At 66.0% G+C, this 20,088-nt stretch carries 17 protein-coding genes; 11 read left to right on the top strand and 6 right to left on the bottom strand.

What is annotated here, in order from left to right; genetic code table 11:
- Window positions 1-155: 155 nt before the first annotated feature.
- The 3 genes from EYF70_RS05030 (at window position 156) to EYF70_RS05040 (ending at window position 4,989) form a co-directional block, all read left to right on the top strand.
- Window positions 156-1,361 carry an ammonium transporter gene (locus EYF70_RS05030; RefSeq protein WP_131144428.1) on the top strand — a complete coding sequence of 402 codons (1,206 nt, stop codon included), beginning with the start codon at window positions 156-158 and terminating at the stop codon, window positions 1,359-1,361.
- 191 nt (window positions 1,362-1,552) lie between these two features.
- Window positions 1,553-3,823, top strand: coding sequence for a TonB-dependent hemoglobin/transferrin/lactoferrin family receptor (locus tag EYF70_RS05035; RefSeq protein WP_131144429.1), 2,271 nt, complete (start codon window positions 1,553-1,555; stop codon window positions 3,821-3,823).
- A gap of 11 nt (window positions 3,824-3,834) precedes the next feature.
- Window positions 3,835-4,989, top strand: coding sequence for a hemin-degrading factor (locus EYF70_RS05040; RefSeq protein WP_131144430.1), 1,155 nt, complete (start codon window positions 3,835-3,837; stop codon window positions 4,987-4,989).
- Between the two features lie 133 nt (window positions 4,990-5,122).
- On the opposite strand, the gene EYF70_RS05045 is transcribed toward EYF70_RS05040, so the two are convergent.
- The 5 genes from EYF70_RS05045 to EYF70_RS05065 form a co-directional block, all read right to left on the bottom strand.
- Entirely contained in the window at window positions 5,123-6,184 is a 1,062-nt protein-coding gene (locus EYF70_RS05045; RefSeq protein WP_131144431.1) for an SDR family oxidoreductase, read from the bottom strand.
- Between the two features lie 89 nt (window positions 6,185-6,273).
- Complete coding sequence (locus EYF70_RS05050) at window positions 6,274-7,401, bottom strand: glycerophosphodiester phosphodiesterase (protein WP_131144432.1); 1,128 nt, start codon at window positions 7,399-7,401, stop codon at window positions 6,274-6,276.
- Window positions 7,398-9,782: a TonB-dependent receptor gene (locus EYF70_RS05055; RefSeq protein ID WP_131144433.1), complete on the bottom strand. Its 2,385-nt coding sequence runs from the start codon at window positions 9,780-9,782 to the stop codon at window positions 7,398-7,400. Before EYF70_RS05055 ends, EYF70_RS05050 begins: the two co-directional genes overlap by 4 nt.
- A 449-nt stretch (window positions 9,783-10,231) precedes the next feature.
- A complete protein-coding gene (gene hslO / locus EYF70_RS05060) occupies window positions 10,232-11,173 on the bottom strand; it encodes an Hsp33 family molecular chaperone HslO (RefSeq protein WP_131144434.1) in 942 nt (313 codons plus the stop codon).
- Window positions 11,174-11,176: 3 nt separating this feature from the next.
- On the bottom strand, window positions 11,177-11,701 hold the full coding sequence (locus tag EYF70_RS05065; protein ID WP_131144435.1) for a gamma carbonic anhydrase family protein: 525 nt from the start codon (window positions 11,699-11,701) through the stop codon (window positions 11,177-11,179).
- A gap of 178 nt (window positions 11,702-11,879) precedes the next feature.
- Here EYF70_RS05065 and EYF70_RS05070 point away from each other — a divergent pair, with 178 nt between their 5' ends.
- The 8 genes from EYF70_RS05070 (at window position 11,880) to bamC (ending at window position 19,060) form a co-directional block, all read left to right on the top strand.
- Window positions 11,880-12,755, top strand: coding sequence for an alpha/beta fold hydrolase (locus EYF70_RS05070; protein ID WP_131144436.1), 876 nt, complete (start codon window positions 11,880-11,882; stop codon window positions 12,753-12,755).
- 162 nt (window positions 12,756-12,917) lie between these two features.
- A complete protein-coding gene (locus EYF70_RS05075) occupies window positions 12,918-13,751 on the top strand; it encodes a 3',5'-nucleoside bisphosphate phosphatase (protein ID WP_131148899.1) in 834 nt (277 codons plus the stop codon).
- Window positions 13,752-13,878: 127 nt separating this feature from the next.
- On the top strand, window positions 13,879-14,748 hold the full coding sequence (gene htpX / locus EYF70_RS05080; RefSeq protein WP_131144437.1) for a protease HtpX: 870 nt from the start codon (window positions 13,879-13,881) through the stop codon (window positions 14,746-14,748).
- Between the two features lie 29 nt (window positions 14,749-14,777).
- Window positions 14,778-15,401, top strand: a complete 624-nt coding sequence (locus EYF70_RS05085; protein WP_131144438.1) for an L-threonylcarbamoyladenylate synthase — start codon at window positions 14,778-14,780, stop codon at window positions 15,399-15,401.
- A 116-nt stretch (window positions 15,402-15,517) separates the two neighbouring features.
- A complete protein-coding gene (locus EYF70_RS05090; protein WP_131144439.1) occupies window positions 15,518-16,192 on the top strand; it encodes a site-2 protease family protein in 675 nt (224 codons plus the stop codon).
- Window positions 16,193-16,266: 74 nt separating this feature from the next.
- Complete coding sequence (locus tag EYF70_RS05095) at window positions 16,267-16,836, top strand: class I SAM-dependent methyltransferase (protein WP_131144440.1); 570 nt, start codon at window positions 16,267-16,269, stop codon at window positions 16,834-16,836.
- A gap of 79 nt (window positions 16,837-16,915) precedes the next feature.
- Window positions 16,916-17,803, top strand: coding sequence for a 4-hydroxy-tetrahydrodipicolinate synthase (dapA, locus tag EYF70_RS05100; RefSeq protein WP_131144441.1), 888 nt, complete (start codon window positions 16,916-16,918; stop codon window positions 17,801-17,803).
- 135 nt (window positions 17,804-17,938) lie between these two features.
- Window positions 17,939-19,060, top strand: a complete 1,122-nt coding sequence (gene bamC / locus EYF70_RS05105) for an NlpB/DapX family lipoprotein (protein ID WP_131144442.1) — start codon at window positions 17,939-17,941, stop codon at window positions 19,058-19,060.
- A gap of 44 nt (window positions 19,061-19,104) precedes the next feature.
- Here the strand turns inward: bamC and EYF70_RS05110 are convergent, their stop codons facing one another.
- Window positions 19,105-20,016 (bottom strand): LysR family transcriptional regulator, encoded by a 912-nt coding sequence (locus EYF70_RS05110; protein ID WP_131144443.1) that lies wholly within the window; start codon window positions 20,014-20,016, stop codon window positions 19,105-19,107.
- Window positions 20,017-20,088: the final 72 nt, after the last annotated feature.

Raw genomic sequence — 20,088 nt, forward strand, 5'->3', positions numbered from 1 at the left:
CGCGTCACGCACCAAGGCGGTGCTGATCAGCTATCGAAAACGGTGCGAAATATCTTTATTTGAGAATCCGCACCAGTCGCGGGCATTTCCTTATTTGACGGCACAGTTCTTGCACTCCCTGCGTGCTTTTGCACTTTACTGGGGAGTGGCGGTCGATGGAGTCGTTCAAGAGCGGTGGCGATGCCTTGTTTGTCCTGCTGGGGGGCATCATGGTGCTGGCGATGCATGCGGGATTCGCCTTCCTGGAACTGGGCACGGTGCGCAAGAAAAACCAGGTCAATGCGCTGGTCAAGATCCTGGTCGATTTCTGCGTGTCGGCGATCGCGTATTTCGCCGTCGGCTACGGCATCGCCTATGGCGTGCACTTCTTCGGGCCGACCGATACGCTGGTGGCCAGCAACGGCTACGCGCTGGTCAAGTTCTTCTTCCTGCTGACGTTTGCCGCCGCCATTCCGGCGATCATCTCCGGCGGCATCGCCGAGCGCGCCAAATTCTACCCGCAGATGGTGGCCACGGCGCTGCTGGTCGGCTTCATCTACCCGTTCTTCGAAGGTATTGCCTGGAACGGCAACCTCGGCATCCAGGCTACGCTGGAGCACACCTTCGGCGCGCCGTTCCATGACTTTGCCGGCTCGGTCGTCGTGCATGCCGTAGGCGGCTGGGCGGCGCTGCCGGCCGTGCTGCTGCTGGGCGCACGCCGCGGGCGCTACGGCAAGGATGGCCGCATCTCGGCGCACCCGCCGTCCAACATCCCGTTCCTGGCGCTGGGCGCGTGGATCCTTGCGGTAGGCTGGTTCGGCTTCAACGTGATGAGCGCGCAGACGCTCGACAAGATCAACGGCCTGGTCGCGGTGAACTCGCTGATGGCACTGGTGGGTGGCACGCTGGCCGCGCTGGTGCTGGGCAAGAACGACCCCGGCTTCGTCCACAACGGCCCGCTGGCCGGCCTGGTGGCCGTGTGCGCCGGCTCCGACCTGATGCACCCGCTGGGTGCGCTGGCGACCGGCGCGGTGGCGGGGGCGATCTTTGTCGTGATGTTCACCCTGGCGCAGAACCGCTGGAAGATCGACGACGTGCTGGGCGTGTGGCCGCTGCACGGGCTGTGCGGCGCCTGGGGCGGTATCGCGGCAGGCATTTTCGGCAGCCATGCACTGGGCGGACTGGGCGGCGTATCGCTGATGTCGCAGGTCGCCGGCACCGTGCTGGGCATCTGCGTCGCCACCGTCGGCGGCGCGCTCGTGTACGGCGTGCTGAAAGTGACCGCCGGCCTGCGGCTCGATCCCGAACAGGAATTCGACGGCGCCGACCTGTCGATCCACAAGATCAGCGCCACGCCGGAGCGGGAAACCATCGCCGGGTGACGGCGTGACGTTGCACATCGGCCACGCTGTCGCGGTACGTTCTGAATGTACCGCACAGTAAATGGCTGATACGAAACTGCAACATTTTAGTTCTTGAAAATAAGAATCATTCGCATTAAGATGGTGGCCTTCGCCAGCCACCTGTTCCATTTCAGGCGCCAGCTTTCGACTGACTCCCTGACTGGAACACCATGGATGCACTTACCGCGCGCCGGCGCCTGCTGCCGGCGCTGTTGATGTCCGCGCTGGCGCCGCTGGCCCACGCGCAATCGGCTTCGCCAACTCCCTCCGCCCTGGGCGAAATCACGGTGACCGCCGATCGCGACGCCGTGGCCGCCAAGGCCGGTACCACCACCACCGTCACGGCGGACGACCTGACCCGCCAGGCCGCGCAGAACATGCAGAACATCGCCCGCTATGCGCCGCTGGTCAGCGTGCCGAATGCGGCAAGCGGCTCGGGCAGCGTGTGGGACAGCAGCGGCAATACGGGCTTCAATATCCGCGGTATCGACGGCAACCGCGTCAGCATGGACCTGGACGGCATCGCGCTGCCGGATGCGGCACCCAAGCCGGACGGCTCCACCCTGAACAGCTTCGGCATCGGCCGCGATTACTTCGACCCGGAGACGTTCCGCGAAGTGAACATCGTTTCCGGCACCACCAGCAATATCGGCGCCGGTCCCGGCACGCCGGGGCTGGGCGGCTCCGTGCAGTTCACCACCAAGGCGCCGGAGGATTACCTGAACGCCGAACGCCCCGTCCACGCCGACTACAAGTTCGGCTACGACGGCTCGAACAACATGCGGATGCACGCGCTGACCGGCGCCGCGCAGGCCGGCAACCTGCAGATCCTCACGCTGTTCGTGCACCGCGACGGCAAGGAATACGAATCCGAAGGCAGCGCCGTCGCCAATCCGGACGACTGGACTTCCGATGCGCTGCTGGCCAAGCTGGCATGGTCGCCGCTGGCGGGGCACAAGCTGACCGCCACGGTCGACGCCTACCAGGCCAGCCACACGCGCGCCTACCTCAACAAGACCAGCGCGCTGTACCCGGCCGGCGTCGACCAGCAATCGGAGACGCGCCGCAGCCGCTTCTCGCTCGACCATGAATTCACCGGCAAGGCCGCGCTGTTCGACAAGCTCGAGTCGCGCATCTATGTGCAGAACGCCGAGGTCGACGACCACACCACCGGCCCTTACGTATCCCAGGGCCAGCGCTATGACCGCTCGATCGAGACGGGCTACTTCAACAAGAGCCGCGGCCTGGCCAGCCATGCCGTGAAGGCGCTCGGTGCGCACCAGCTGGCATATGGCTTCAGCGCGGAAACCGTCGACACGCGCCGTCCGTGGCGCGAGGACCGCACCGTGCTCGCCACCGGCGCACACCAGATCACCAGCAAGAACCGCATGGTCGATACCGACACGACGAAGCTGGCGGCTTTCGCCAGCGCCGATATCGTGCTGGCCGAGGGCCTGACGCTGGCGCCGGGCCTGCGCTACGACTGGCGCGAAATGAAGCCGAAGAATATCGAAGAGTACGTGGTGGCCGTGCCGGCCGCGCAAAAGGAGCTGCGCGAACGGAAGGACGACTACTTCACGCCGAGCCTGAAGCTGAGCTGGAAATTCATCCCCGAGCTGATGGCCTACGCGACCTACACGCGCGGCACGCGCCTGCCCACCGCGGCAGAACTGACCGGCACCTACGACTCGTTCAGCTACACGGGTGCCGGCAACGGCTACGCGGTGCTCGGCAATGCCGACCTGAAAAAGGAAACCAGCAATGCCTTCGAGCTGGGGCTGAGCGGCCACCCGGCGCGCGGCGTGACGTTCGACGCATCGGTGTTCCACACGAAGTACGAGAACTTCATCGAGTACGCGACCCAGCCGCCGGATCCGGTCAACTTCCCGACCATCACGCAGGGCCTGTACCGGCCCGAGAACGTGGGCGAGGCGAAAACCTGGGGCGCCGAAATCTCCACCAGCTTCGCGCTGGGCGAATGGTATCCCGCATTGAACGGCGCGAGCATCAACCTGGGCGCCGGTGTCCAGCACAGCAAGGCGCGCAACCACGACACCGGTGCCGAAGGCGAACTGGCGTCCACCCTGCCGCGCAAGATCAGCGCCACCTTTGCCTGGGACGACCCGGCCAAGCGCGGCGGCGCGGCGCTGTCGGTGTTCAACGTGCGCGGCAAGCAGGCCGGGCCCGACGTGATCTCCAGCGTCACCGGCGCGCGCTTCGACGTGCCCGGCGCCACGGTGGCGGACCTGACGGCGTACTGGAACATCGGCAAGCACGCGGCCATCACGGCCGGCATCTACAACCTGACGGACAAGAAATACTGGGACTACGCATCGTCGCGCAGCCTGGCCGCCGGCACCACCGCCGCGACGCTGGCCGACATCGAGCGCCAGGCGCGCCCGGGCCGCTATGCCGCCGTCACGCTCAAAGTGATTTACTGAGGAGAGAAAGCATGAAAACCCACCGTCGTTATACCGGCCTGCTGGCGCTGTCCGGCGCCTTGATCCTTGGCATGGCCTCGAGCCACGCCAGTACCGCCACGCTCGCCGAGCGCTGGACCACGCTGCGCGCCGAGCAGCCGAAACTGGGCATCCGCGACGCCGCGAAACAGTTGAGCGTATCGGAGGCCGAACTGCTGGCCACCGGCATCGGCAAGACCGTCACGCGCCTGGCCGACACCCCCCACGCGCCGCGCGAGATCATGCGCCGCGCGCTGGACCTGGGCAAGGTGATGGCGCTGACGCGCAACGAGAACGGCGTCATCGAAGTCACGGGCGAGGCAACGCGCATCGCCAAGCAAGGTGACGAAGGGGCCAAGGATGCGGAACGTGAAGCGCGCGAACTGAACATCGCCGGCGGCTACCTGGGCGGCCCGATCGACCTGCGCTTCCACTTCACGAAGTGGAAGCACGCGTTCGCCGTGGTCCAGCCGGGCAAGGACGGCGCGGTGTCGCGCAGCCTGCAGTTTTTCGACGAGAACGGCACCGCCGTGCACAAGGTGTACCTGAAGGATGACGGCAAGGTCGCCGTGTTCGACAAGCTGGTGGCCGACTTCCGCCACCCGCAGCAGGACGGCAGGCTGGCGATCGTGCCGGCCGTGGCGAAGGCGGCCGATACGCCCGATGCTTCGGTGGACGTGAAGGAATTCCAGCAGGCGTGGAAGGACATGTCGGACGTGCACCAGTTCAACCGCATCGTCTCGGAATTCAAGCTGTCGCGCGAGCAGGCGTTGCGCCTGGCGCCGGCCGGCGTGGTCACGAAGGTGGCGCCGCAGGCGGTGCGCCAGCTGCTGGAACAGGCCGCGGCGAAGGGAGTGCCGATCATGGCGTTCGTCGGCAACGGCGCCGTCACGCAGATCTACAGCGGCAAGGTGAACAAGGTGCAGGAGTCGGCCGGCTACTTCAACGTGCTGGACCCGGACTTCAACCTGCACCTGCGCGACAAGGCGCTCAAGGCCGGCTATGTGCTGCAGCGCGCCGGCGTGACGTCGGTGGAGTTCTACGACGACAAGGGCGAACTGGTGGTCACGTTCTTCGGCGTGCGCGAGCGGGGCAAGCCGCAGCCGCAGCCGTGGCTGGACCTGGCGGCCGCGCTGCCGAAGGCCTGACGGTTACCCGCGAATCCGGAAGCAAACCTGGGGTCAGACCCGCAACACCGCTAACGGCCAGAGGAAACGTTAGCGGCCTTGCGGGTCTGACCCCGGCATCCGCCGCGGGGTTTGCCCTGGCATCCCGCTACTGTCACGGAATCAGTTTTTCCCGCTTCAACCTTTCAAACAGGTCGAAGAACGCCTCCGGCGTGCCCTGGTAGTCGAGGAAGCCGGCCTTGCGGCTCTTGGTCATGTCGGTGATGACTTCCATCGGCCGCCCCAGGTCGGCGTCGGTATGCCACCAAGACGCGAGCCGCGTGACGTCCGGTTCGGCCAGCCCGTGCTGCCGGGCGATCTCGCTCCATAGCGCAGGCGCATCCTGCATGCGCGATTCCAGCGGGCTGATCTCCACGGGCAGCGGCGCGGCCGCCACGCCGAAGTAGTCGGCCAGCTTCGGCCACAGCCACTGCCAGCGGAACACGTCGCCGTTCACCACGTTGAAATCCTCGTTCGCGCCCGCCGGGCTGGTCGAGGCCCACTGCAGGTGCCGTGCCAGCAGGCGCGCATCCGTCATATCCACCAGGCCTTCCCATTGCTGGCGGCTGCCGGGGAAGACGAACGGCTGGCCGGTGTGCCGGCACAGCGCGGCATACACCGCCAGCGTCTGGCCCATGTTCATCGCATTGCCGACCGCGAAGCCGATGATCGTGTGCGGCCGGTGCACGCTCCAGGTGAAGCCATACTGCCGCGCCGCGTCGAACAGGCGGTCTTCCTGCTCATAGTAAAAATTGGGCACGTCCTGCCGGCCCTGTTCCTCGCGGAACGGCGTGATCGGTACCGCACCCTTGCCGTAGGCATCGAACGGTCCGAGGTAATGCTTGAGGCCCGTCACCAGCGCGACGTGGCGCACGCTGCCGGCCGGGCCGACCGCGCCGAGCACGTTCTTCACCATGGCGCCGTTGACGCGGATGTTTTCCTCTTCATTGGCCTGCCGCGACCAGGCGGTGATGAAGACGTGGCTGGGGTCGACGCCGGCCAGCGCCTGCGCCACGTCGGGCGAGGTCAGGTCGGCGCTGATCTGGCGCACGCCCGGCACGCCCGGCGTGCGGCCGCGCGATACGCCATGCACTGCCCAGCCTTCGGCCAGCAGCCGTTCGGCCAGCGCGCTGCCGACCACGCCGCTGCTGCCGATGATGAGTGCCTTGTTGGTCATGCTCTGCTCCTGTTGGACAAAGCAGGACTCTAGCCGTTATTGGCGGCGCCTGCAGGAGCGGTGCGCCGCCGGGCGCCACGGCATAACGATCAGCCGGCGACCGCCTTCACGCCCAGGGCCGGATCGTCCGTGAAGAAGCCGTCCAGGCCCAGCTCCAGGTAGCGCCGCATCTCGGCAATGGAGCCCGCTTCGTTGCGCGCGTGCTCGCCGCCGCCATCGCGGAAATCGGCCGCGATGAAGCGGTTCTCGGGGCGGAACGTCCACGTTTCCAGACGAAGGCCGGCGGCGCGGGCATCGCTTGCCAGCGAGGTCGGCGCTGCGAGCCGGCCATCCTTCGCCAGCGGAATCAGGGCACGCGTGGGCGGCGAGAACACGTCGGCGTACCGGGCGATCTCGCGCAGGCCGGCCGGCGTCGCCATCTCCGCGTAGGTGAGCGAACCGCCGGCGGCGGCCACGTCGCTCGGCTTCACGGGACCGATGCCGACCAGCTGCATCAGGCGCAGGTTGGTGCGCTTGTCCAGTTTCTCGCGCAGCAGGCGCAGGTTGGCCACTTCGAACGACTGGATCTCGACCGGCGCGCGGCGCGTGTATTCGTGCGCGGCCAGGGTGGCCATGAAACGCTCTTCCAGCGGCAGGCCGGCGCGGGCAAAGTAGGTGGAATGCTTCAGTTCCGGCACCAGGCCGATCACGCGGCCGATCGTGGCCGACTGCGCGGCCACGAAGTCGATCACTTCCTCGAACGTCACCACCTGGAACATGCCGTCGTAGCTGGCACTTTCCGGGCGCGATACGGGAATGCGCTCGATGGCGCGCAGTGTCTTCAGCTCGGCCAGCGTGAAATCGTCGACGAACCAGCCTTCGTGGGTGTCGCCGTCGATCGTCCTGCGCACGCGGCGGCTGGCGAACTCCGGGCGTTTCGCCACGTCGGTCGTCTCGGCGAGGAACGCTTCGTGGCGCGCCACCAGCACGCCGTCCTTGGTCGACACCAGGTCCGGCTCGATGAAATCGGCGCCGTCCGCGATGGCCTTGGCATAGGCGGCCAGCGTGTGCTCGGGCCGCAGCGCCGAGGCGCCGCGGTGCGCGAACACCAGCGGCCGCGCCGGCCCCGCTGTCGCGGCGGCCGGCAGCAGCGTACCGGCCAGGCCCGCGGCGGTGGCTGCCGCGGTTTTCGTGGCCGCCGCGATGAAGCCGCGGCGGGAGAGATATCGTCCGGTCATCTGAAGTCCGCCATCAAGGTGAGGAACCCCTGCCGCGGGGCGATCGGGAAGGTATTGTACGTCTTGTCGGCCGCGCCCACGACGACGTTCAGGTCGCCGCGGCGATCGGCCAGGTTCGTCACGTTGAGGCGATAGCGCGCGTTCTTCACCCAGGTGCCGTCCAGGAAGGGCAGCTTGCCCGATACGCCGAGGCCCATCAGGAAGTAGCTGCTCACGGACAGGTCGTTGGTGTACGTCGCGTAGCGCTTGCCCACGTAGTCGCCCGTCAGCTGGACTTCGACGCCCGCCAGGTTCAGCGAGGCGACGAACTTGTTCATCCATTGCGGACTGCCGGGGATGTTCTTGCCGGCCGTCGGCACGGTGGCCGCGCCATTCAGGTAGTTGTCCTCGTACTTCGAGCGGTTGTACGAGATCGCGTCGTAGAACGAGAAGGTGCGGCCGAAGTGGAACGTGCCGGAGAGGTCGATGCCGTCGATCTTCACGTTGCCCACGTTGGCCAGCACCGGGTTGCCGCCGATGATCGAGGAAATCACCGGGGTCGGGCTGATCGTCAGCAGGCGGTCCTTGAAGTTCACGTGGTAGACGCTGACCTGGCCATCGAAGCCGGTCAGCGGGCCGGCGCTGAACGAACGGCTGCTGCGCAGGCCACCTTCGAACGTGACCGAGGTTTCCGGTTTCGCGGTGGACTTGAACAGGTCGAACGCCGACTGGCTGGCCAGGCTCCACGGCGATGCGCCGCCGCCGCCATAGGTGACGAACTGGCGCATGTTCTTCTGCACGTTGACGAAGGCCTGGTCGCTCGCCGTGATGTCCCAGCGTGCGCCCAGCTGTGGCAGGAACCACTTCTTCGTGTCGATATCGCCTTCCGGCAGTGCCCTGGAACCGCCGGCGATGGCGCCCACCTTCGGCTGCACCGGCATCATGCCGCGGGCGAACTGCAGGCTGGACTTGAAGCCGCCCTGCAGCACCAGGCCGGGGCGCACGCGCCATTCGTCCTGCAGGTGCAGCTGGACCACCTTGTTGTCGATCTCGCTGCCGTACTGCGTGATCAGCGGATTTTCCGGGCGGTCGTAGGGCGAGCTGGGGTTGTCGACGTCCAGCGCGTACCAGCGGCGATACGCTTGCGAGTCATTTTTCTCGAACCACAGGCCGCCCTGCAGCGTGTGGTCGCCGATCTCGGTGCGCAGCGTCGACAGCCAGCCGGTGCGATTGATGCGGTATTCCGTGGTGCGCGTGGCATAGCCGGAATTGCCGAACACCTGCTTCAGGTTCTGGTTCGGGTAGTAGACGGCGAACAGCGCGGGCAGGCCGGCCACGCCGATCGGGCCGGCAACCACGCCCACGCCGTCGTCGTAATGGTAGTAGACCTGGTTCGACCAGGTGGTGCTGTCGTTGATGTTCCAGTCGTACTTCACATAGCCGAGGTAATCCTCGCGCTGCGCGTCGCTGTAGTAGTTGCGGTAGTTGTTGCCTTCGGCGGGCGGCGTGGCACCGGCCGGCGACAGGTAGTTGAGCGCGGCCTGGAAGTCCGGGTACAGGAAGGGGCGGGTGTACGGCTGGTATTTCTCGGTGGCCGAGTGGACCGTGCTGTCCTCGTTCGGCTCGATCTTGTCGCTGTAGTTGAAGAAGACGGTGAGGCGGCCGGTGGCGTTGTCGTTGACGAACTTGGCGTTGAGCTGGTCGCCGCCCTGGCGGCCGTGGAAATCCCAGGCGCGCGCTTCGTGGTGCATGGCGGAGACATACACGCTGGCGTCGCCGATCTTGCCCGAGTCATAGCGCAGGAACGTGCGCGACGTCTTGTGGCTGCCGAGGGTCTGCTGCACGGCGACGTTGCGCTCGGCCAGCGGGTCCGACGAGAACGTTTCGATGGTGCCGCCCAGGTTGCTGGTGGACGCGGTGGCCAGGTCGCCGGCGCCGGAGGACAGCACCACGCCGCGCACGTTTTCCGAGATCACGGCGCGCTGCGGCGACAGGCCGTTGTAGTTGCCGTATTGCTGGTCGCCCAGCGGCACGCCATCCATCGTGTAGCCCAGCTGCTGGCCCGAGAAGCCGTGCACGAACAGCGACAGGTTCTGCTCATTGTTGCCCCACGGGTCGGCGGTCTGGAAGCTGACGCCGGGCAGCGTCTGCAGCGCCTTCAGCGGATTGGTGCCGGGCAGGATCTTCTGGATCTCGTCGCCCTTCAGCGCCACCGAGGAGCGGGTGCGGCGCGTGGCCACTTCCACCGTCGCCATCGGACCGGCCGCCGCTGCCGCGGCTTCGCTGCCTGCATCCACGGCGCCGCTTTCCATCGCCGCCACCGCCGTCGCCACCTGCTGTGCCATCGCCAGCGGCGCCAGCGCCAGGCTCGCCACCATGGCGGCCTTGATCTGTTTCTTCATCGTTAGCTCGTCGTTAAGTTGGTTGAAAATGCAACGACGCGGAGCGTAGCGAGACGATGTGACGGCGTGATGACTGCCCGAAACAATGTTTTCTGAAACCGGGGTCAGACCCCGGTTTCAGGAAATGTTTCCCAGATTCGGGGTCTGACCCCGGTTACAGGAAACACCTCAGATTCGGGGTCTGACCCCGGTTACAGGAAACACCGAACGAGTGTTGTAAGCAGCTCGGGGACTGTCCCTGCTGTTGAATAACTAACGGTAATTCATAAGGAATATTTCAGGAGGGACTGGAGGGAGTAATGGCATGCATGCCATTACCGCTTGGCAGGCGCGGAGCATGCTCCGCGAAACCCCTGCCGCGCCCCCGGTGTTGTTTTGCGACCAGCTCAACCGTTGAGGCAATAAAAAACCCACCGGGAGGGCGGGCTTGGGCAGGGAAGGGAGGCTGGTCAGTGCTTGGCTTCGCTAGGGTGGATCAGCGCTTCGGCGGGGGCGTCGCTGGCGAACAGCTGGGCGCAGTCGACGGCGTCGTATTCATAGTGCTTGCCGCAGAAGTCGCAGTTGATGCCCAGCTTGCCCTGCTCGGCCAGCGCGTCTTCCACTTCGGCCTGGCCCAGCATCTTGAGCATGTTGCCGACCTTGTCGCGCGTGCAGCTGCAGTGGAACGACGGGTGCACCGGATCGAACACGCGGATGGTTTCTTCCCAGAACAGGCGCTTTTGCAGCACGTCGATCTCGGTGGACAGCAGTTCCTCTTCCTTCAGCGTGCGCCCCAGCATGACGGCGCGGTTCCAGGTTTCCAGCGCCTCTTCCGGCGTGACGGGATTCGCTTCGGCCTTGCCGCCATGCAGCGGCAGCTTTTGCAGCAGCAGGCCGCGCGCCACGTTGTCGTCGGCGGCCAGCCACAGCTGCGTGTCCAGCTGCTCGGAACGGAGCATGTAGTGTTCGATCACGGTGGCGACATCCTCGCCGTCGAGCGGCACCACGCCCTGGTACGGCTGCTGGCCCGGCACTTTCTCGGCCGGGTCGAGCGTGATCACGAAGCGGCCGCGGCCCGTCTGGTTCAGCAGGTCCGTCAGGTTCGCATCGTCGGCGATGGCGGCGTCCTCGTTCAGCTTCGCGGTGGCGCGCATGCGCAGCTGGGAATCGCATTCGACCACCAGCAGGCGCACCGGGCCGTCGCCATGGATCTGCATCACGATGGAGCCGTTGAATTTCAGGTTGGCCGACAGCAGGGCCGCGGCGGACACCATCTGCCCCAGCAGCCGCTTGACGGCCACCGGATACTGGTGGCGCGCCTGGATCTCGCGCCACGTGGCCGAGATGTCGACCAGCTCGCCCCGCACGGCGGCGTTCTCGAAAATGAATTTTTGCAGGGTATCCTGGGTCATGCGTTATCCAATCTTTTTCAAATTTGTCTTGAACAGCTGCGCGCGTTCCACGTAGCTGTCGGCGCTGCCTTGCAGCCGCGCCACGTCGTCCGCCGCCAGCTCGCGCACGGCCTTGGCCGGGGAACCGATGATCAGCACGTTGTCGGGGAATTCCTTGCCCTCGGTGACCAGGGCACCCGCGCCGACCAGGCAACCCTTGCCGATCTTCGCGCCGTTCAGGATCACGGCCTGGATGCCGACCAGCGCGCCGTCGCCGATGGTGCAGCCGTGCAGCATGGCCTGGTGGCCGATCGTGACGTTGCGGCCGATCGTCAGCGGATAGCCCATGTCGGTATGCATCACCGTACCTTCCTGCACATTGCTGTTCGCGCCGATCGTGATGCGCTCGTTGTCGCCGCGCAGCGTGGCACCGAACCACACCGAGCTGTTCGCCTCCAGCGTGACCTTGCCGATCACTGTGGCAGTGTCGGCCACGAAGGCGGTGGCGTCGATGTCGGGCGCATCCGTGCCCAACTGGTAGATCGTCATGGCTTGGCCTTGTCCGGGGAAAATATTGGCGACATTTTACGCCCTTGCGCCCCGGAAGCCGTGCCGTTCACATTTGCAAGGCGAATAAGCACGATCGTGCTAAACTTGCTTCGACAAGGACTTTCTTCAACGAAGGTCCGCATATTGCGACGACACCGACCATTTCAAGACCAGCCCCATGACACCGTCCCGTTCCGATTTCCTCACCGTGCGCGGCCTGCGCACCCATGTCCGCCACTGGGGCCGCGAAGGCGCGCCGAAGATCTTCATGCTGCACGGCTGGATGGACGTCGGCGCGTCGTTCCAGTTCGTGGTCGATCACCTGGGTGGCGACTGGCATGTCATCGCCCCCGACTGGCGCGGTTTCGGCCTGACCGAGCGGTCCGGTACCGACACTTACTGGTTCCCCGACTACCTGGCCGACCTGGAGGCGATCCTGCGCCATTACCAGCCGGAAGGGCAGGTCGACCTGGTCGGCCACAGCATGGGCGGCAACATCGCCGGCATCTATGCGGGCGTGCGGCCGGAACGGATCCGCCGCTTCGTCAACCTGGAAGGCTTCGGCCTGACGGGCGCGAAGCCGGAGGACGCGCCGAAGCGCTATGCGAAATGGCTGGACGAACTGCTCGATCCACCGGCGATGAAGGGTTACCCGACCCGGGAAGCCGTCGCGGCACGCCTGCAGAAGACCAACCCGCGCCTGACCGACGAGCGGGCGGCCTTCCTGGCGAAACACTGGTCAGCCCGCAATGCGGCCGGCGAATGGGAAATCCTCGGCGACCCGGTGCACAAGCAGGCCAGCCCGCTGCCGTACCACGCCGAGGACATCATGGCGTGCTGGCGCCGCATCACCGCCCCGGTGCTGTGGGTGGAAGCGGCGGACACCAATATGTGGCTGTGGCTGGGCGGGCCGGAAGAGGGCCGGCGCGAGGTCGACCGCAGGATGGCGCATATCGCCGACATCACGCCGAAGATGGTGCCCGATGCCGGCCACATGCTGCACCACGACCAGCCGGCGCTGCTGGCGGCGATGATCCGGGACTTCCTGGCCTGAGTTCCCGCCGCGTTCGCGTGTCGTTCATTCGCATGTCGTTCATCCGAGTCTTGTTCATAGGCTCATGCCACGCCTCGTCTCATGCCACGCATAAATGCGCGCTTGCGGCGCCGCGCGGCGGGCGGCGGTACAATGACCGCTCGTTACCGTTTCCCTCCGCCCATGCTGAAAGTCGACCTGCACTGCCATTCCAATGTTTCCGACGGCGTCCTCGCGCCTGCCGCCGTGGCGAAGTACGCGCGCCAGGCCGGCGTGGACGTGTGGGCATTGACCGACCACGATGAAGTGGGCGGCATCGCCGCCGCGCGCGCCGCGGCGCTCGAGCTGGGCATGCGCTTCGTGGCCGGCGTGGAGATCTCGATCACGTGGAGCGGCGAAACGGTGCACATCGTCGGCCTGAACATCGACGAGAACGATCCCGCGCTGCTGCGGGGGCTGGCCGCCACCCGCGAGGGCCGCGATGCGCGCGGCCGCGAGATCGGCGAACAGCTGGCCAAGGCCGGCATCCCCGGCGCCTACGAAGGCGCGCTGGAATTCGTCGACAACCCGGCGCTGATGTCGCGTACCCACTTCGCCCGCTTCCTGGTGCAGCAGGGCTATTGCGCCAACACCCCGGAAGTGTTCCGCAAGTACCTGTCCGAAGGCAAGCCCGGTTTCGTGCCGCACCGCTGGGCCAGCCTGGAACAGGCCGTCGGCTGGATCCGGGGCGCCGGCGGGGTGGCCGTGATCGCCCACCCGGGCCGCTACCGCTTCACCCAGTTGCAGCAGGGCGTGCTGTTCGATGAGTTCAAGGAACTGGGCGGCAGCGCGATCGAAGTGGTGACCGGCAGCCATACGCCGGACCAGTACCCGGTGTATGCGCAGCTGGCCAATGCCTATGGCTTCCTGGCTTCGCGCGGCACCGATTTCCATGCGCCGGGCGAGGCGCGGGTGGATTTCGCCGCGCTGCCGCCGCTGCCGGCCAGCGTCACGCCGGTCTGGCACGACTGGACCTGACGGCCCGCCTGGCCGGAAAAAGTCCCGGCCAGTGCATCTCCGTGGCTGGCGCCAGGCCGGAAATACCCTTGTAATTCTGTGGTTATAGCCTTATATGGCCCCTCGGATCACATCCGGAGACTTCTACATGAAACGCATCGTCCTGTTTATCGCCACCAACCTCGCCGTGATGTTGGTGTTGTCCATCGTACTGTCGCTGCTCGGCATCGGCCGGCCCGGCGCTGGCGGGCAACTGGAGATGGGCGGACTGCTGGCGTTCTCGCTGGTGGTCGGTTTTACCGGCTCGATCATCTCCCTGCTGATTTCCAAGCCGATGGCGAAGTGGACCACCGGCGCCCGCGTGATCGACGCGCCGCAGAATTCCACCGAGCAGTGGCTGCTGTCCACCGTGCAGGGCCTGGCCCAGCGCGCCGGCATCGGCATGCCCGAAGTGGCCGTGTATGACGGCGAACCGAACGCCTTCGCCACCGGCGCCTTCAAGAATTCCGCGCTGGTGGCCGTGTCCACCGGCCTGCTGCAATCGATGAACCGCGAAGAAGTGGAAGCGGTGCTGGGCCACGAGGTGGCGCACATCGCCAACGGCGACATGGTCACGCTGACCCTGATCCAGGGCGTGGTGAATACCTTCGTGGTGTTCTTCGCCCGTATCGTCGGCTTCTTCGTCGACAAGGTACTGCTGCGCAACGAGGGCGGCCGCGGCATCGGCTACATGGCCACCGTGTTTGTCTGCGAAATCGTGTTTGGCCTGCTGGCATCGATCATCGTGGCCTGGTTCTCGCGCAAGCGCGAATTCCGCGCCGATGCCGGCTCGGCCCGCCTGCTGGGCAGCACCGCGCCGATGCAGAACGCGCTGGCCCGCCTGGGCGGCATGGAGCCGGGCGGCCTGCCGCAGAACATGGCCGCTTCCGGTATCTCGGGCGGCGGCGGCTGGTCGGCACTGTTCTCCACCCACCCGCCGTTCGAGGAACGCATCGCGGCATTGCAGGCACTGAGGTAAGGTGCCCGGTCAACCGGAAAAATCGAGGCATGAGCCAATTCTTTGAAATCCACCCTGTCAACCCGCAAGGCCGCCTGATCAAGCAGGCGGCCCAGATCATCCACGGCGGCGGCGTCGTCGCCGTGCCCACCGACTCGTGCTATGCGCTGGTGTGCCACCTGGACGACAAGGCGGCCGTCGAGCGCCTGCGCCGCATCCGCGGCATCGATGAAAAGCACCACCTGGCGCTGCTGTGCCGCGACCTGTCCGAGATCGGCGTGTATGCCCGCGTCGACAACAAGCAGTTCCGGCTGCTGAAGGCGGCCACCCCGGGGCCGTTCACGTTCATCCTGGAAGCCACGCGGGAAGTGCCGCGCCGGCTGTCGCACCCGTCGCGCAAGACCATCGGCCTGCGTGTGCCGGAAACGCCGATCGTCGAGGCGCTGATGGCCGAGCTGGGCCAGCCGCTGATCTCGTCCACGCTGATCTTGCCGGACGAGACCGAACCACTGAACGATCCCGAAGAGATCAATGCCCGCATCGGCAAGCAGCTGGACCTGGTCATCGACGGCGGGGCTTGCAGCATGGAGATGACGACCGTCGTCGACCTGACGGGTTCCGAGCCGGAGCTGGTTCGCCTGGGCCGCGGCGATCCAGCCATGGTGGGCCTGTGAAAGCCGGCCAATGAAAGCTGCGCCGGCCATCCTCCGCCGGCTTCTTTTCCTTTCTTTACCTTCCTCCCTCTTTCGACCCGCCAGGGCTGTCATTGCAGTCTGGTAAAATTTTGCCCATGAATGAATTCAGCCAAGCCATCCAGACCATCGCGGTGTATGCGATCCCCGTGCTGTTCGCGATTTCGCTGCACGAGGCGGCCCATGGCTACGTGGCCCGGTATTTCGGCGACCCGACCGCGCACGAGCAGGGGCGCCTGTCGGTCAATCCCACCCGGCATATCGATCCCTTCGGCACCATCATCCTGCCGCTGATCCTGTACCTGACGATCCACATGCCGTTCGGCTATGCCAAGCCGGTACCGGTCGACTACAGCCGCTTGCGCAATCCGAAGAAGCAGATGGGTTTCGTGGCCGCCGCCGGCCCGATGGCCAATTTCGCGATGGGCCTGGCCTGGATGATCTGGCTGGAGCTGATGACCGGCATGGGCGTGTCCGAACCGTTCCTGGTCAAGATGGCCGTTGCCGGCGTAAATGTGAACGCGATCATGTGCGTGTTCAACCTGCTGCCGGTGCCGCCGCTCGACGGCGGCCGTATCATGACGGCGCTGCTGCCGAACGAACTGGCGCGGCGCTATGCCCGGATCGAGTTGTATACCCCGTGGATCTTCATCGGCTTGCTGGTGGCGATGTATTTCAACCTGCTGACGCCGCTGCTGACGAGCATGGTGGGCATCTTCATCGGTGTGCTGGGCTTGCTGGTGCTGCCGCTGCAGCTGCTGCTCGGCTTATGAAGCATGGATCGGCCGGTGCGCGGCTGCGCGCGGCCATGGGATCGAGTAATACCTGACTGTGAGTGAAGGAACAGATGAGCGACGTGGTTTCTCCCTGGGTGCAACGCTTTGCACCATTGATTCCCGGTGGCGAGGTACTCGACCTCGCGTGCGGCAACGGCCGCCATTCGCGCCACCTTGTCACGCTGGGGCATGCGGTGATTGCCGTCGACCGGCGGCCGGACGCGCTGGCCGCCACGGCCGGGCCCGGCATCGTGACCAGCGACATCGACCTGGAGGTGGACGATGCGCCGTGGCCATTCGGACCGAACCGGTTTGCCGGCATCGTGGTCACCAATTACCTGCACCGGCCGCTGCTGGCCGACATGATCGGCAGCCTGGCGCCGAATGGCGTGCTGATCTATGAAACCTTCGCCGACGGCAATGCGGCATTCGGCAAGCCCAGCAATCCCGACTTCCTGTTGAAGCCGGGCGAATTGCTGGAACTGGCGCGCCAGCAGGGCTTGCGTGTCATCGCTTTCGAGGATGGCATCGTTAATGAGGATGGTCAGCAGGGCAGCGTCCGGGCCATGGTTCAGCGGGTGTGCGCCGTCAAGGCCGAGTTCCCGCGGGAAGCCGCGCTGCTCGGCCGTATCGGGAGTTGATACCGCCGCGAAATACCCCACGGGCGCAGGCGATCGTCTACAATCGACGTTTTCAATCTATTTGCAATTGGTTCAATATATGATTAAGGGCAGCATTGTTGCAATCGTGACGCCGATGCACGCGGATGGCAGTCTGGACTATGACAGCCTGAACCGCCTGATCGATTGGCATATTGCCGAAGGTACGGATGGCATCGTCATCGTCGGCACCACGGGTGAGTCCGCTACCGTGACGGTGGCCGAGCACTGTGCACTGATCAAGGCTTGCGTGGACCGGGTTTCCGGCCGTATTCCCGTGATCGCCGGCAGCGGTGGCAACTCGACCGCCGAAGCCATCGTGCTGACCCGTTATGCCAAGGAAGCCGGCGCCGATGCGACCTTGCAAGTAGTGCCTTACTATAACCGGCCGACCCAGGAAGGCATGTACCAGCACTTCAAGGCGATCGCCGAAGCGGTGGACCTGCCGGTCATCCTGTACAACGTGCCTGGCCGCACCGTGGCGGACATGGCGAACGACACCGTGGTGCGCCTGGCGGCCATCGAGAACATCATCGGCATCAAGGATGCCACCGGCAATATCGGCCGGGGCCTGGACCTGCTGCGCCTGCTGCGCGCGGTGCCGAAGGAATTCGCCGTGTATTCCGGCGACGATCCGACCGCGATGGCGCTGATGCTGGCTGGCGGCAAGGGCAATATTTCCGTGACCGCCAACGTGGCGCCGCGTGCCATGGCCGAGATGTGCGCCGCGGCCATGACGGGCGATATCGCCCGCGCCATCGAGATCAACGACAAGGTTTTCCCCCTGCACCAGAAACTGTTCGTCGAGCCGAACCCGGTGCCCGCCAAGTGGGCATTGGCGGAAATGGGCAAGATGCAAGCCGGCATCCGCCTGCCGCTGGTTCCGCTCGCCTCCGAATTCCACCAGACGGTACGTACCGCCCTGGTCGAAGCCGGCGTGCTGGCGTAATTCCGGAGTGTGGCGGCCCGGTTCCGGCGCCGCCGCGACGATCACCCAGCTGGTTCCTTCAGCTTTTATCTCTGTCACCACATGATCAAGAAAGCTTCCCTTACTCCGCAAAGCGGCCTCGCGCTTGGCGTCCTGATGCTGAGCCTGACTGGCTGCGGCATGGTTGAATCCGTGGTCGGCAAGACCACGGTAGACTACAAGTCGGCCAAGAAAGCCAGCACGCTGGACGTACCGCCGGACCTCACCCAGTTGCAGAGGGATAATCGCTACGCGCTGCCGGACAGCGGCAGCGGTGTCGCCACCGCTTCCGGCTACGCGGCGCAGCGCGCCAGCATGGCGGGCGGCGGCGGAACGCTGGCCGCGCCGGCAGCGGCCGCCGGCGGCAATGAAGTGGCCAGCGCCGGCAACGACAAGGTGCGCGTGGAGCGGGCCGGCAACCAGCGCTGGCTGGTCGTCAAGGCTTCTCCCGACGTACTGTGGCCGCAGCTGAAGTCGTTCTGGGAAGACGCCGGCTTCACGATGTCGCTCGACGACGCCACCGCCGGCGTGATGGAAACCGAGTGGAACGAGAACCGCGCGAAGATCCCGCAGGACATCATCCGCCGCACCATCGGCAAGGTGTTCGATTCGGCCTATTCCACCGGCGAGCGCGACAAGTACCGCACGCGTGTCGAGCGCAATGCCGATGGCACCACCGAGATCTACATCAGCCACCGCGGCGCGGCGGAAATCGCCCAGGGGCCGGAAAAGGAAATCGTGACGTGGACGCCGCGGCCTTCCGATCCGAACCTGGAAGCGGTATTCCTGGCGCGCCTGCTGACCAAGCTGGGCGGCACCGAAGCCACGGCGGCCCGCACCGCCGTCGACAACGCGATCGTGCAACCGCTGCATGCCTTCCTGAAAGGCGAGGGCGCCAACCGCCACGTGGAAACGGACGAAGGCTTCGACCGCTCGTGGCGCCGCGTCGGCCTGGCGCTGGACCGCGCCGGCTTTACCGTGGAAGACCGCGACCGCGTGCAGGGCATCTACTACGTGCGCTACGTGGCCGACCAGGTCGAGAAGCCCGGTTTCCTGAAGCGCCTGTTCACGTGGGGCTCGTCGGACGCCGACAAGGAAGCGCAACGCTACCGCATCATCGTCAAGGCTGCGCCGACCGGCAACACCAGCCAGGTCAGCGTGCAGAACAACAAAGGCGAGGCGGATACGTCGCCGACCGCGGAAAAGATCCTGACGCTGCTGCAGGACGAACTGAAATAACCGGCGTTCACGCCACCGAGAACCGGCCCACGAGGCCGGTTTTTTTATGGGGCGCCGGCCGCCAGCCACGCCTGGAAGTGCTCGGCGAAGGCCCTCACTCTGCGCGAGACATGCCGCCCGGGCGGGAATACGGCGAACGTGCCGCCGGAGGGCAGGGTCCACCCGGGCAGCAGCCGTACCAGGGCGCCGCTGGCCAGATCGCGCCGCACGCTGTACTCGTCCAGGATCGACACGCCGGCCCCATCCAGGACCAGCGCGCGCAGGGCGCCGGCGGAATCGGTGCGGATGCGCGCCCGCATCTGCACCGTCTCGCTCGCGCCGCCAGGGCCGGCGAAGGTCCATTTCAGCGGTGCGGGCAGGCGCGTCAAGGCAATCCAGTCCAGCGCGGCCAGCTCCTGCGGCGTGCGCGGCGTGCCGGCCCGCGCCAGGTAGGAGGGCGCCGCCACCGCATATTGCCCGAAGTCGGCCAGCTTGACGGCCCGCAGCGTCGAGTCGCGCAGCCAGCCCATCCGGATCGCGATGTCGATCCCTTCCCCCACCAGGTCGGCGATCCGGTCGCCCGTCTGCAACTCGATCGCCAGCGCCGGATGCAGGGCGGCGAAGCGCGCCAGCGCCGGGGCGACGAAATGGGCGCCGAAGTCGGTCGGCGCCGTCACGCGCAGGCTGCCCGTCAGCGTGGCGGCGGCGGCGTGGACTTCGTCGACCGCGGAACGCAATTGCCGCAGCAGCGGGGCGCACTCTTCATGCAGGGCCTGGCCGGCGACGGTGGGCACCACGCGGCGGGTGGTGCGTGTCAGCAGCGCGGTGCCGAGCCGCGCTTCCAGCCGGGCCACCTCCAGGCTCACCTTGGCCGGCGCGACGCCGAGCCGCAGCGCGGCCTTTGAAAAGCCGCCCGTTTCCACCACGGCGGCAAACACGACCAGGTCGTTGAGGTCCACATGTCCAGGGATGGCCATTGCATTATTTAGAATTCCTGATGAATGAATTATGACCTTATGGATTTATCAGGGCAATGCCGAAGCGCATGA

The sequence above is a fragment of the Pseudoduganella albidiflava genome, from assembly GCF_004322755.1.
In the GTDB taxonomy this organism is placed as follows: domain Bacteria; phylum Pseudomonadota; class Gammaproteobacteria; order Burkholderiales; family Burkholderiaceae_D; genus Rugamonas; species Rugamonas albidiflava.

Bases quoted from the DNA above. Each gene is read 5' to 3' on its own strand.
- EYF70_RS05030 (WP_131144428.1), top strand. From the start codon at position 156: ATGGAGTCGTTCAAGAGCGGTGGCGATGCCTTGTTTGTCCTGCTGGGG.
- EYF70_RS05035 (WP_131144429.1), top strand. From the start codon at position 1,553: ATGGATGCACTTACCGCGCGCCGGCGCCTGCTGCCGGCGCTGTTGATG.
- EYF70_RS05040 (WP_131144430.1), top strand. From the start codon at position 3,835: ATGAAAACCCACCGTCGTTATACCGGCCTGCTGGCGCTGTCCGGCGCC.
- EYF70_RS05045 (WP_131144431.1), bottom strand. From the start codon at position 6,184: ATGACCAACAAGGCACTCATCATCGGCAGCAGCGGCGTGGTCGGCAGC.
- EYF70_RS05050 (WP_131144432.1), bottom strand. From the start codon at position 7,401: ATGACCGGACGATATCTCTCCCGCCGCGGCTTCATCGCGGCGGCCACG.
- EYF70_RS05055 (WP_131144433.1), bottom strand. From the start codon at position 9,782: ATGAAGAAACAGATCAAGGCCGCCATGGTGGCGAGCCTGGCGCTGGCG.
- hslO (WP_131144434.1), bottom strand. From the start codon at position 11,173: ATGACCCAGGATACCCTGCAAAAATTCATTTTCGAGAACGCCGCCGTG.
- EYF70_RS05065 (WP_131144435.1), bottom strand. From the start codon at position 11,701: ATGACGATCTACCAGTTGGGCACGGATGCGCCCGACATCGACGCCACC.
- EYF70_RS05070 (WP_131144436.1), top strand. From the start codon at position 11,880: ATGACACCGTCCCGTTCCGATTTCCTCACCGTGCGCGGCCTGCGCACC.
- EYF70_RS05075 (WP_131148899.1), top strand. From the start codon at position 12,918: ATGCTGAAAGTCGACCTGCACTGCCATTCCAATGTTTCCGACGGCGTC.
- htpX (WP_131144437.1), top strand. From the start codon at position 13,879: ATGAAACGCATCGTCCTGTTTATCGCCACCAACCTCGCCGTGATGTTG.
- EYF70_RS05085 (WP_131144438.1), top strand. From the start codon at position 14,778: ATGAGCCAATTCTTTGAAATCCACCCTGTCAACCCGCAAGGCCGCCTG.
- EYF70_RS05090 (WP_131144439.1), top strand. From the start codon at position 15,518: ATGAATGAATTCAGCCAAGCCATCCAGACCATCGCGGTGTATGCGATC.
- EYF70_RS05095 (WP_131144440.1), top strand. From the start codon at position 16,267: ATGAGCGACGTGGTTTCTCCCTGGGTGCAACGCTTTGCACCATTGATT.
- dapA (WP_131144441.1), top strand. From the start codon at position 16,916: ATGATTAAGGGCAGCATTGTTGCAATCGTGACGCCGATGCACGCGGAT.
- bamC (WP_131144442.1), top strand. From the start codon at position 17,939: ATGCTGAGCCTGACTGGCTGCGGCATGGTTGAATCCGTGGTCGGCAAG.
- EYF70_RS05110 (WP_131144443.1), bottom strand. From the start codon at position 20,016: ATGGCCATCCCTGGACATGTGGACCTCAACGACCTGGTCGTGTTTGCC.